We start from the raw sequence: 12356 nt of genomic DNA, 5'->3' as shown, positions 1-12356 counted from the left end.
GAGGCGGCCCGTACCCCCGCCGACTGGGGTACGGGCCGCAGCTCTCATGGGGGGTCAGGGGGGTCCCGCTCGTGCGGGCCGTGGAGCGAGTGTGAACCCGCCGACCGGGGTCGTCAAGCATCCTGACGGCGGCATTTCCCCGTGGCGCTCACCGCACGGCCACCACCGCCGAACCGTGCCCGAACAGACCCTGGTTGGCGGTGATCCCGGCCCGTGCCCCCGGCACTTGACGGGCGCCGGCCGTACCCCGCAGCTGCCAGGTCAGCTCGCACACCTGGGCGATGGCCTGCGCGGGCACCGCCTCCCCGAAGGAGGCCAGCCCGCCGCTCGCGTTGACCGGCACCCGTCCCCCGAGCGCCGTCGCCCCCTCCCGCACGAGCTTGGCCCCCTCGCCCTCGCCGCACAGCCCGATGTCCTCGTACCACTCCAGCTCCAGCGCGGTGGACAGGTCGTACACCTCGGCCAGCGCGAGGTCCCGCGGCCCCAGGCCCGCCTCCTCGTACGCGGCACGGGCGATCGAGGCCCGGAAGGAATCGGCCGCGGGCGCCACGGCGGCCGCCGAGTCGGTCGCGATGTCGGGCAGGTCCAGCACCGTACGCGGATACGTGGGCGTCACCGTCGACACCGCCCGGATCCGCACCGGGGCGGCCACCCCGCGCGCCCGCGCGAAGTCCATGCTGCTCAGCACCAGCGCCGCGCCCCCGTCCGAGGTGGCGCAGATGTCCAGCAGTCGCAGCGGATCGGCCACCACCGCCGAGGCCGCCACCTCCTCGGCGGTGACCGCCCTGCGGTAACGGGCGTTCGGGTTGTGCGCCCCCGCCGCCGAGTTCTTCACCTTGACCAGCGCGAAGTCCTCGGCCGTGTCCCCGTGCAGGGCCATCCGGCGGCGGGCGTACAGCGCGAAGTAGGCGGGGTTGGTGGCCCCCAGGATCCGGAACCGCAGCCAGTCGGGATCGTCCGGCCGGTCGCCCCCGGCGGGGGCGAAGAACCCCTTCGGTGCGGCGTCGGCCCCCACCACCAGCACCACGTCCGCCAGTCCGGCGAGGATCTGCGCCCGGGCCGCCCCGATGGCCTGGGCCCCCGAGGCGCAGGCCGCGTACACACTGGTGACCCGGGCTCCCTGCCAGCCGAGCGCCCGCGCGAAGGTGGCCCCGGCGACGTAGCCCGGGTAGCCGCCGCGCACGGTGTCGGCGCCGACGACCGACCGCACGTCGGTCCACTCCAGCCCGGCGTCGGCGAGCGCGGCCCGGGCGGCGGCCCGCCCGTACTCCACGAAGCCGCGGCCCCATTTGCCCCACGGGTGCATGCCGGCCCCGAGGACGGCCACGTCCTCGCTCACCGCGCCCCCTCCACCGGCTTGAAGCACCAGGTCAGCCAGGTGGTCGTGGCGTCCTCGCCGAGCACCCCGGCGACCACCTCGACCTCCATCCCGACCGTCAGGTCGGCGACCGTCACCCCGGGCGCCGCCTGCCCGAGCACGACCATCCGCTCGGCCTCCAGCTCCACCGCGACCAGGGTGTACGGCTCCCAGGGCGCGTCGGGGTCGCAGACGTAGGGGGCGGGCGGGCGGTACCGCCCGTCGGTGTAGGACCAGACCCGGCCGCGCGGCGACAGCGGTACCTCGGCGAGTTCGCCGCCGCCGGGACAGTGCGGATTGCGGCAGTACGCGTCCTCGCGCGGGAAGAACACCGAGGTGCAGGCGGAGCACCGGGTGCCGAGCAGGCGGAAGCCGCCCGCGGCGTCCGTACCGGTGAACCACCCGCTCACCACGGGTGTGCGTGTGCGTTCCAAGTCCCCTCCCGGCCAGCCTTGTCTGACGATGCGTCAGAAGTCTGCCACGGGCCGTCCCGCCGCGACAGAGACCGGGAAGTCGAAGACCGTCTCAGGGAACGCCTCCGGCCGCAGGGTGAAGTGCCACCACTCCTGGGGCAGGTTCACGAAACCCTGCCCCTCCAGGACACGCCGCAGCAGCAGCCGGTTCTCCCGCGCCGCGCCCGTCACCCGCGGATCGTCCGTGTTCGACAGCGTCCCGAAGAAGTCGAAGGCCGTCCCCATGTCCAGCTCCCGGCGCGCCGGCAGCGCCACCAGCGTCACGTCGACCGTGCTCCCGCGGCTGTGCGAGGACCTCGCCGCGATGTACCCCTCCGGAATCAGCCGCTCCTTGTCCAGGTCCGGGTAGTACTCGGCCTTCGTCGACTGGTCGGCCGGATCACCGGCCCAGCGCACGAACCGGTCCACTGCGCGCTGCGGCCGGTAGCAGTCGTACACCTTCAGCGCGTACCCGGACCGCAGCAGCTCCCGCTGCGCCCGCCGCAGGGCCGCGGCCGCCGGACGGGCCAGCAGGCACACCGGCTCCTCGTACCCGTCCACGGCCGCACCCGTGAAGTTCCGCGGGCCCGCGTACCGCATGTCCTCCACGACGCTCGGGTCCACGTCCCGCAACGCCACGAACCCCGGCACTCCCGCCGAGGCCCCCGGGAGCACCTCCTGGGCGGCCGGGAGCACCGCCAGCACCGCCACAACCGCCAGCGTCCTCATGCCCCTTGGCTTACCATCGCCGCATGCCGGCACAGCTGAGGGACTCGCACTGCTCCACCTGCGGAGCTCTGTTCGACACGGACTCCTGGCCCCGTACGTGCCCCGCGTGCGGCTCGGTGACCTACCGCAATCCGCTCCCGGTGGCCGTGGCCCTGCTCCCCGCCGAGGACGCCGCCGGCACCGGCCTGGTGGTCGTCACCCGCACCATCGAACCGGCCCTGGGCGGCATCGCGCTGCCCGGCGGGTTCATGGACTTCGGCGAGGACTGGCGGACGGCCGTGGTCCGCGAACTCCGCGAGGAGACGGGCATCGAGGCCCCCGCCTCCGACGTGGCCCTCGCCGACGTCCTCAGCTCACCGGGAGGCCACCTCCTCGTCTTCGGCCTCCTGCCGACGCGCCCGGCCTCGGCCCTCCCCGCGCCGGCCGCCACGGACGAGACGACGGGCTGGCACCTCCTGCGCTCCCCGGCGGAACTGGCCTTCCCCCTCCACACCCGCGCGGCGGCCTCCTGGTTCGCGGGCCACTACGCCGGGCAGCGACACCGCTGAGGACGGCGGATCCGCCGAGGGGGAGGGGCGTGACGCGGCGTCCCGCACGCGCCCCGACGGCGGACGGCCCGGCGACCGGCGCCACGGCCCGCACGCGGCCCGGATGGGCCGCGCGGCCCGCCCCGCACGGGCGCACCCGCGCAGGCCCGCCCCGCACGGGCGCACCCCCGAGCCCCTGCTACACGGGCAGGCCCCTCAGCAGCGACGCCAGCCCCACCGCCCCCACCACCGTCCCGGCGACCACCGCCCCCCGCGCCCACAGCGCCCCCGCGGGTAAGGGCCGCGCCCGCCCCCGCAGCACCGCCCCGACCGCCAGCGGCAGCAGCGCACCCCCCGCGCACCCGGCCCACACCACCGCGAAGCCCGGGACGGGAAGGGCCTGCGCGCCCAGCCACCACCGCACCAGCGCGGCCGCCGGCGCCGACACCGGGGCCACCAGCACCCCCACGGCGACCGGCCGCGGCCACGCGCTCGCCCGGGCGGTCCAGCGGCTCAGCACGGCGAGGGCCTTGACCAGTAGCAGCCCGTGCAGGAAGCCCGCCGCGCCCAGCAGGGCAGCGGCCGTCCCGAGCTCGGACGGCGAGCCGGCCGGAACCGCCCCGGTCACCAGCAGCAGGGCCCACACCGTGAGCGGCTGCCACGCCCCCACCACCTCGGAACCCGGCACCCGGTCCCATCGCCGCACGGTGGCCAGCACCCGCCGGCCCAGCGCCGGCCGGTCCGGCGCGTACGCCCGCGCCGGGCTCGTCAAGACCATCACACACTCCCTGCTCACCGGACCGGCGGCGGCGGACCCGCCGCCGCCCCGCAGGATCCCCGGCCCCCCTCCACCGGACCTATACACCCCATGGGCCCGGTTCGCCCTACAGCCCCCGCACCTCCACCCCGCTCACCGCACCCCCCGCCTCGTCCTCCACCACCACCGCCCCACCGGCCCACCGCACGGTGTACCGCTCCACCTCGCCCGCCTCGAACCCCGGCCCCGGATCCCGGACCACCAGCCCGCCCCCGGTCCGCCCCCGGGCCGGGGCCCACGCCTCCAGGCCCACCTCCCCGGTCCCCCGCCGCACCGGCAGCACCGACCCCGCCCGCGCCAGCACCGGCATCCGCCCCGGCGGGGCGTCCAGCAGCACCTGCCCGGGCCCCTCGTACGCCGCCCCCGTGGCCGTGTCGTACCAGCGCCCCCGCGGCAGCAGGACCGCCCGCCGGTCCGCGCCGCACTCCAGCACCGGCGCCACCAACAGCGCGTCCCCCAGCAGGAACGCGTCCTCGCAGTCCCGCAGCCGCCGGTCCTCCGGCGCGCCCCACCACACCGGCCGCACGTAAGGAGCCCCCGTCCGCCGCGCCAGATGGGCCAGCGTCACGAAGTACGGCCGCAGCCGCTCCCGCTCCGCCAGCACCGCCCCGGCCCGCTCCGCGACCTCCGGCCCGAACTCCCACGGCTCCCGCCGGCCCGCCCACAGCGCCGAATGCGTCCGGAACAAGGGCAGGTAGGCCCCCAGCTGCAACCACCGCAGGTACAGCTCCGGCGACGGGGACCCCCCGAAGCCCCCCACGTCCGGACCCGAGTACGGCACCCCGCACAGCCCGAGCCCCAGCACCAGCGCCAGGGACGCCCGCAGCCCCTCCCAGCTGCTCTCCACGTCACCGGACCACGTGCCCCCGTACCGCTGCATGCCCGCCCACCCCGACCGGGAGAACAGGAACGGCCGCTCGGCCGGCCGCAGCCGCACCAGGCCCTCCCAGCCGGCCCGAGCCATCAGCAGCCCGTACACGTTGTGCGCCGCCCGGTGGTCCCCGCCCGCCCCCTCCAGCGCGTGCCGTGCCGACCGGGGCAGCGTCGCGTCCCCCCACGGCGCGAACGACACCGGCTCGTTCATGTCGTGCCAGAACCCCGCGAAGCCCTGCGCCAGCCGCTCCTCGTACAGCCCGCCCCACCACTCCCGCGCCGCCGGGTCCGTGAAGTCCGGGTACGCGCACTCGCCCGGCCACACCTCGCCCCGCACCTCACGCCCCCGCGCGTCCCGTACGAACGCCCCCCGCGCCCCCACCGCCCGGCCCGCGTCGTGCACCGCGTCCCCCGCCTTCACCGCCGGGTCGATGATCGACACCAGCCGCACCCCGCGCGCCCCCACCTCCCGCGCCAGCCCCGGCAGATCGGGGAACGCCTCCCGGTCCACGGTGAACACCCGGTGCCCGTCGTAGTGGTCGATGTCCAGGTGCACGGCCGACAGCGCCAGCCCCCGCTCCTCGTACCCGGCCACCACCCGCCGCACCTCGGCCCCGCTGCCGAACCCCCACCGCGCGTGCTGGTACCCCAGCGCCCACTCCGGCGGCACCGCGGCCGCCCCCGTCAGCCCCGCCCACCCCTGCATCACCCGCGCCGGCGTCCCCACCAGCACCCAGCACCTCGGCGGCCCGCCCTCCAGCCGCAGCTCGCTCAGCCCCGGCCGGTCCGGCCCCGAACCGGCCCCCTCCTCACCCCCGCGCAGCACGACCAGCCCCTCCCAGGGGTTGTCGTAGAACGCCAGGTGCGTCCCCGCGTCGGCCACCACGAGCTGCACCGGCATCGTGATGTACAGCGGATCCGTGTCCGGCCCGAACCCGCCCTTCGGATCCGTGTTCCACAGCCGGTACTCGCCGTCCCGCAGCCGCGGCCCCCGCGCCCTGCCGCCCAGTCCGAAGAACCGCGCGTCCGCCGCCACCTCCGCCCGCTGGAGCCACCGCGAACCGCCCTCCGCCGGCCCGCGCGCGCCCTCCGCGCCGTCGGAGCCCTCCGCCGGGTCCCACCAGCGCGGCGGCAGCTCCCGCCGCAGCACCGCCCCGCCCGGGGTCCGCACCTCCACCGCGCCGTGCCGGGACACCGCCACCGTCACCCGCTCCGACACCACCCGCCAGCCGCCGCCGGTGTCCGGCTCCAGCACCGCCCGCGCGTCCGGCTCGGGGCCGGCGCCCACCACCGCGTACGACGGCACCGGCTCCGCCCCGTCCCAGCCCCAGAACACCGCACCGCCCACGGTCACCCGTACCAGCAGCTCACTGCGCGCGAACCGCAGCACGCCCCCGCCCGGGAGGGCCCGCGTACCCGCCAGCAGGCCCGGCACCCGCGCCCGCTCCGCACCCCGGCGCGGCAGCCCCTCGGCGTCCGCCCGCCGGTGGCGCCACGCCGAGCGCCAGGCCCGCCGCCCGCGCGCCGTACCGAGTTCCCTCACCGCACGCACCAGATCACGACCGTCCATGCCGGTCACCCTGCCACCGGGCCCCGGCCGCGGGGGCGGCGTTCAACTTCCGTTCACCCGGAAAACGATCAGCCCGTACGGTCCGGGACGGCTCTGGTGCGGATGTCGATCACGTGGCATGGTCCCTGTGAGCCGCCGCGCGCACACCGACGCCGCGACGGCGCCGTACGCACACGAAGCGCGAGCGCCAGACTTGACCGGGAGCCGACCCATGACCTCTGCCACCCAGCCGGAACCCCTCTGGTCCCCGGGCCCCGACAGGATCGCCGGAGCCCAGGTCACCCGCTTCCAGGACTGGGCGGCCGAACGCTTCGGCGCCCCCGCCGACGGCGGCTACCCGGCCCTGCAGCGCTGGTCCGTCGACGAGCTCGACACCTTCTGGCAGGCCGTCGCCGAGTGGTTCCAGGTCCGCTTCCACACCCCCTACCAGGAAGTCCTCGCCGACCGCTCCATGCCGGGCGCGCGCTGGTTCACCGGCTCCACCCTCAACTACGCCGAGCACGCCCTGCGCGCCGCCGAGGACCCCGCCCGCGCCGACGACCCCGCCCTGCTCCACGTCGACGAGACCCACGAACCCACCCCCGTCACCTGGGCGGAACTCCGCCGCCAGGTCGGCTCCCTCGCCGCCGAGCTGCGCGCCCTCGGCGTGCGGCCGGGCGACCGGGTCAGCGGCTACCTCCCCAACATCCCCGAAGCGGCCGTGGCCCTCCTCGCCACCGCCGCCGTCGGCGGAGTGTGGACCTCCTGCGCACCCGACTTCGGGGCCCGCAGCGTCCTCGACCGCTTCGAGCAGGTCGAGCCCGTCGTCCTGTTCACCGTCGACGGCTACCGCTACGGCGGCAAGGAGCACGACCGCCGCGAGACCGTCGCCGAACTCCGCGAAGGGCTCCCCTCGCTGCGCGCCGTCGTCCACGTCCCGCTCCTGGGCACCCCCGCCCCCGACGGCACCCGCGCCTGGTCGGAGCTGACCTCCTCCTCCGCCGAGCCCGTCTTCGAGCCGGTCCCCTTCGACCACCCGCTGTGGATCCTCTACTCCTCCGGCACCACCGGGGCCCCCAAGGCCATCGTCCAGTCGCAGGGCGGCATCCTCCTCGAACACCTCAAGCAGCTCGGCCTGCACTGCGACCTCGGGCCCGGGGACCGGTTCTTCTGGTACACCTCCACCGGCTGGATGATGTGGAACTTCCTCGTCTCCGGCCTGCTGACCGGCACCACCGTCGTCCTCTACGACGGCAGCCCCGGCCACCCCGACACCGGAGCCCAGTGGCGGATCGCCGAGCGCACGGGAGCCACCCTGTACGGCACCTCCGCCGCCTACGTGATGGCCTGCAAGAAGGCCGGGGTCCACCCGTCCCGCGACTTCGACCTCTCCGCCGTCAAGTGCGTCGCCACCACCGGCTCCCCGCTGCCCCCCGACGGCTTCCGCTGGCTCCACGAGGAGGTCGCCGAAGACCTCTGGATCGCGTCCGTCAGCGGCGGCACCGACGTGTGCAGCTGCTTCGCCGGCGCCGTCCCCACCCTCCCCGTCCACATCGGCGAGCTCCAGGCCGCCTGCCTCGGTACGGACCTCCAGTCCTGGGACCCCGCCGGCAAGCCCCTCACCGGGGAGGTCGGCGAACTCGTCGTCACGGCCCCCATGCCCTCCATGCCGATCCGCTTCTGGAACGACCCGGACGGCAGCCGCTACCGCGACAGCTACTTCGAGATGTTCCCCGGCGTCTGGCGCCACGGGGACTGGATCACGATCACCGACCACGGCTCCGTCGTCATCCACGGCCGCTCCGACTCCACCCTCAACCGGCAGGGCGTCCGGATGGGCTCCGCCGACATCTACGAGGTCGTCGAACGCCTCCCCGAGATCAGGGAATCCCTGGTCATCGGCCTGGAGGAGCCGAACGGCGGCTACTGGATGCCCCTCTTCGTCCACCTCGCCCCCGGCGCCACCCTCGACGAGGCCCTGCGCAAGAAGATCGCCGCCACCATCCGCGAGCAGCTGTCGCCCCGCCACGTCCCCGACGAGGTCATCGAGATCCCGGCCGTTCCGCACACCCTGACGGGCAAGCGCATCGAGGTCCCCGTCAAGCGCCTGCTCCAGGGCACCCCGATGGCCAAGGCCGTCAACCCCGGCTCCGTCGACCACCCCGAGCTGCTCGCCTTCTACGAGGAGCTGGGCCGCACCCGGAGGTGACTGTCAGTGGCGATGGTTACCGTGAGTGAGCAAGTGATCGCACGCTCAGGGGGACACCATGAACGCCACACCCGACACACCGCACACCATCAACAGCAGGACCACCACCTCCCGCCGCCGTGAACTGCGCCGCGAGGTCCCCAGCACCGTCGGCCTCCTCACCGACCCCGGGGACTTCGCGGCCATGCGGGACTACCGCACCTTCGGCTTCGACCCGCACGAGGAATACGCCGACTACCTCCACCACGTCGACGCCCTGCTGCGCTCCCTCGCCGCCGAGGGCATCCACACCACCGTCGCCCTCTTCGACCCCGAGGAGTACGCCGACTACTGCGCGGAACACGGCCTCGACCCGGACAGCCCCCGCGCCCGCACCCGCTACACCGCCGAACTCGCCGGCGGCCCGACCCTGCCCTACGCCGGCCAGCCCGTCGAGGAACTCGTACCGCTCCTCGTCGACGAGGCCGTCCGGCAGTCCACCTGGGAGTACGCCACCGAACTCCTCGCCGGCGTCGGAGCCTGCGCGGACTGCGGCGAGGACATCGGCCAGGCCTCCTTCGAACGGGCCGCCGACATGCTCGAACGCCTCGTCGCCGGAGCCGGACCCGGACACCACCACCTGGTGTGCAGCGTCCCCGCCGAGGAGCAGCAGCTCATCGCCGTCCTGCACGCCGAAGCGCCCGGGCAGCCCGGAGGCCGCCCCCGCGTCCAGGGCCGCGAAGGCCTGGACTTCGTGACCGTCCTCGCCGCGGGCCTCGCCCTCGGCGGCGCCGGGGGACTGGTCCTGCGGAGCACCACCGACGGCTTCCGCGACCGGGTCCACGGCTGGCGCCTGGACCGCGGCCGCCTGGTGGCCCTCACCGCCGCGGCCGTGTTCGACGCCTACTGCACGGACGCCGACACCGGCGACCCCGTGGCCCCCGAGCCCGGAGTCGAATACTGCCCCGGCTACGAGGTGGACGTCCCCGGCCCGCACCGCGAGTAGCCCGCCCGGAACCGCACCGGGACACGCCCGAGGGGCCCCCGCCACCGGCGAAGGCCCCTCGGACGACCACGCGTACCGCCCGCTACTCCCCGGACAGCACCGCCTGCGCGGCCACCCGCGCCTCCTCCGCGCTGTCGGCGGCGCGGGCGGCGGCGGCCGCCCGCTCGCACTGCGCGAGGGTGTACTTGGCGAGCGTCGCCCGCACGTACGGAATCGAAGCGGCGCCCATCGACAGGGAGGTGACCCCCAGACCCGTCAGGACACAGGCCAGCAGCGGATCCGAAGCGGCCTCACCACACACACCGCAGCTCTTGCCCTCCGCGGCGGCGGCCTCGGCCGACATCGCGATCAGGTCGAGCAGCGCCGGCTGCCAGGGGTCCTGCAACCGCGACACCGCACCCACCTGCCGGTCGGCGGCGAAGGCGTACTGCGCGAGGTCGTTCGTACCCAGCGACAGGAACTCCACCTCCTGGAGGATCGAGCGCGCCCGCAGCGCGGCGGAGGGGATCTCCACCATCGCCCCGAACTTCGCCACCAGGCCGGCCTCCCGGCAGGCGTCCGCGAACGCCTTGGCGTCCTGGCGGTCGGCCACCATCGGAGCCATGACCTCGAGGTAGACCGGCAGCCCCTCCGCGGCCTTCGCCAGCGCGGACAGCTGCGTGCGCAGCACCTCGGGGTGGTCCAGCAGCGTACGCAGACCGCGCACGCCCAGCGCCGGGTTCGGCTCGTCCGCCGGCGTCAGGAAGTCCAGCGGCTTGTCGGCGCCCGCGTCCAGCACCCGTACGACGACACGCCCCTCGGGGAACGCCTCCAGCACCTTGCGGTACGACTCGATCTGCTTCTCCTCGGACGGCGCCTTCTCGCTGTCGTCCAGGAACAGGAACTCCGTGCGGAACAGGCCGACGCCCTCGGCCCCGGCCTCCACCGCGGCCGGCACGTCCGCCGGCCCGCCCACGTTGGCCAGCAGCGGCACCTTGTGCCCGTCGGACGTCGCACCCGGCCCGGAAGAGGCGGCCAGCGCCGCCTTCCGCTCCGCCGCCGCTGCGGCCAGCCCGGCCCGCTTCTCCGCCGTGGGCTCCACGTACAGATCACCGGTGCTGCCGTCGACGGCGATGACCGTACCCTCGGCGATCTCACACGCACCCGGCAGCGCCACGATCGCCGGCACACCCAGCGCCCGCGCCAGGATCGCGCTGTGACTGGTCGGCCCGCCCTCCTCGGTCACGAACCCGAGCACGAGCGTGGGATCCAGCAGCGCCGTGTCGGCCGGGGCCAGGTCCCGCGCGATCAGCACGTACGGCTCGTCACTGTCCGGCACGCCCGGCATCGGCACGCCCAGCAGCCGCGCCACGATCCGGTTCCGTACGTCGTCCAGGTCGGCCACCCGCCCGGCCATGTACTCGCCGGCCCCCGCGAGCAGGTCGCGGTAGGACGCGAACGCGTCGTAGACGGCGCGCTCGGCCGTGCTGCCGACCACGATCCGACGCTCGACGTCCGACATCAGCTCGGGGTCCGTGGCGATCATCGCCTGGGCCTCGAGCACGTGCTGGGCCTCCCCGCCGGCCAGCTGACCGCGTGCGATCAGGTCGGCCGAAACAGCCTCCACGGCCTGACGGGCGCGCCCCTGCTCGCGCTCCGCCTCGTCCGCGGCGATCTGCTTCGCCGGCGGTTCGAGCACAGCCGTCCCCATGTGCCGAACCTCGCCGATCGCCACACCGTGGCTCACGCCGACGCCTCGCAGCGTTGTCTCCATTTCACCCGTCTCCGATTGAGCGGCGGATCCAGCCGCCGCGATGGATATCCGACTCCGGCCCGCCCGTGCGGGCGGACGCGTCACTGCCAGCTGAAGAGCTGGTCCCCGGCCTTGACGTCGTCGTCCTCCATGACGCTGCCGAGGGAGTCGGCCGTCGCCTCGAGCGCCACCACGGGGCAGATCGGCGACTTGCCCGCGGCCTCGACCGCGGCGGGGTTCCAGCGGATGACGGCCTGACCACGGGTGACGGTGTCGCCCTTGTTGACGAGCAGCTCGAAGCCCTCGCCGTTGAGCTGGACGGTGTCGATGCCGAGGTGGGTGAGGACACCGTGGCCCTCGCTGTCGACGACCACGTACGCGTGCGGGTGCAGGGAGACGACCACACCGTCGACGGGGGACACCGCCTCCGACGCCTCGCGCACGGGGTCAATGGCGGTGCCCGGTCCCACCATCGCGCCGGAGAACACCGGATCGGGCACTGCCGCGAGTCCGATGGCGCGCCCGGCGAGTGGGGACGTCACGATGGTCATGGGGGCCTCCCAGGGGGTGGGGCTTCTTGGTGCCGCCGTCACTACGTGTTGCGAACGGCGTACTCGTCAGAAGGATATGTCACGGGTTGTGCGGGTTCGCCCGATGTTGTTCCCGATCCGGGCCGGACCCTTCCGCACGGAGACTAGTGGACTAGACCGGTGGACTAGACCATACGCGTGATTCGATTTGCCTGCGTCCCCCAGGAGATGTACTGTCGTGAGTCCCGCCAGGACGGACCGCGTGAACACCTCGCGAACAGTCGGGACGGGACTCCTCCTCAACCAGTGATCATTTCAGTCTCCACTCGATCCTTTCCGTGTGCCCTCGGGACGAAACGGCAAGTGGTCGGAGAGGCGGAAATCCACTGATAGAGTCGGAGCCGCTGGAAAGGGAAAGCGCGAAAGCGCATGACCTCGAAAGCGCCGAGGAAATCGGACACGAGAGAGTCTGGTAGAGTCGGAAACGCAAGAACGAAGAATGAAGAACGAAAGCCCGGAGGAAAGCCCGCGAGGGTGAGTACGAAGGAAGCGTCCGTTCCTTGAGAACTCAACAGCGTGCCAAAAATCAACGCCAG

General features: G+C 74.4%; 11 protein-coding genes. 3 read left to right on the top strand and 8 right to left on the bottom strand.

The genetic code is table 11. From position 1 onward, the window contains the following. Nucleotides 1–148 precede the first annotated feature (148 nt). From ACZ514_RS16515 to ACZ514_RS16505, 3 genes are read right to left on the bottom strand one after another with little or no spacing between them, the layout of a single operon-like run. Nucleotides 149–1339 carry a lipid-transfer protein gene (locus ACZ514_RS16515; protein ID WP_469125029.1) on the bottom strand — a complete coding sequence of 397 codons (1191 nt, stop codon included), beginning with the start codon at nucleotides 1337–1339 and terminating at the stop codon, nucleotides 149–151. Further along, a complete protein-coding gene (locus ACZ514_RS16510) occupies nucleotides 1336–1770 on the bottom strand; it encodes a Zn-ribbon domain-containing OB-fold protein (RefSeq protein WP_468169408.1) in 435 nt (144 codons plus the stop codon). The genes ACZ514_RS16515 and ACZ514_RS16510 overlap by 4 nt, the downstream gene beginning before the upstream one ends. A gap of 54 nt (nucleotides 1771–1824) precedes the next feature. Continuing rightward, nucleotides 1825–2538 carry a M15 family metallopeptidase gene (locus tag ACZ514_RS16505; RefSeq protein WP_469125028.1) on the bottom strand — a complete coding sequence of 238 codons (714 nt, stop codon included), beginning with the start codon at nucleotides 2536–2538 and terminating at the stop codon, nucleotides 1825–1827. A 23-nt stretch (nucleotides 2539–2561) separates the two neighbouring features. Between ACZ514_RS16505 and ACZ514_RS16500 the strand changes: the two genes are divergently transcribed. After that, complete coding sequence (locus ACZ514_RS16500) at nucleotides 2562–3086, top strand: NUDIX domain-containing protein (protein WP_469125027.1); 525 nt, start codon at nucleotides 2562–2564, stop codon at nucleotides 3084–3086. A gap of 178 nt (nucleotides 3087–3264) precedes the next feature. Here ACZ514_RS16500 and ACZ514_RS16495 read toward each other — a convergent pair whose 3' ends face one another. After that, the gene (locus tag ACZ514_RS16495) at nucleotides 3265–3843 is read right to left on the bottom strand and encodes a hypothetical protein (RefSeq protein WP_469125026.1); all 579 of its coding nucleotides are present in this window, start codon (nucleotides 3841–3843) and stop codon (nucleotides 3265–3267) included. A 106-nt stretch (nucleotides 3844–3949) separates the two neighbouring features. Beyond that, entirely contained in the window at nucleotides 3950–6325 is a 2376-nt protein-coding gene (locus ACZ514_RS16490) for a glycoside hydrolase family 31 protein (protein WP_469125025.1), read from the bottom strand. Between the two features lie 211 nt (nucleotides 6326–6536). Between ACZ514_RS16490 and ACZ514_RS16485 the strand changes: the two genes are divergently transcribed. After that, the gene (locus ACZ514_RS16485; protein ID WP_468700010.1) at nucleotides 6537–8513 is read left to right on the top strand and encodes an acetoacetate--CoA ligase; all 1977 of its coding nucleotides are present in this window, start codon (nucleotides 6537–6539) and stop codon (nucleotides 8511–8513) included. Nucleotides 8514–8571: 58 nt separating this feature from the next. Beyond that, entirely contained in the window at nucleotides 8572–9498 is a 927-nt protein-coding gene (locus tag ACZ514_RS16480) for a hypothetical protein (protein ID WP_469125024.1), read from the top strand. Nucleotides 9499–9580: 82 nt separating this feature from the next. On the opposite strand, the gene ptsP is transcribed toward ACZ514_RS16480, so the two are convergent. The 3 genes from ptsP to ACZ514_RS16465 form a co-directional block, all read right to left on the bottom strand. Next, nucleotides 9581–11251 carry a phosphoenolpyruvate--protein phosphotransferase gene (gene ptsP, locus ACZ514_RS16475; RefSeq protein ID WP_468700015.1) on the bottom strand — a complete coding sequence of 557 codons (1671 nt, stop codon included), beginning with the start codon at nucleotides 11249–11251 and terminating at the stop codon, nucleotides 9581–9583. 80 nt (nucleotides 11252–11331) lie between these two features. Then, nucleotides 11332–11781: a PTS sugar transporter subunit IIA gene (locus ACZ514_RS16470; protein ID WP_388943818.1), complete on the bottom strand. Its 450-nt coding sequence runs from the start codon at nucleotides 11779–11781 to the stop codon at nucleotides 11332–11334. A gap of 278 nt (nucleotides 11782–12059) precedes the next feature. Continuing rightward, nucleotides 12060–12356 (bottom strand): hypothetical protein (locus ACZ514_RS16465; RefSeq protein ID WP_469125023.1); only part of this gene is annotated, 297 nt, incomplete at its 5' end.

Source organism: Streptomyces sp. NPDC034086, from assembly GCF_055575515.1.
The sequence above is the reverse complement of the archived record's forward strand: the minus strand, read 5'-3'. Positions and strand labels throughout refer to the sequence as shown.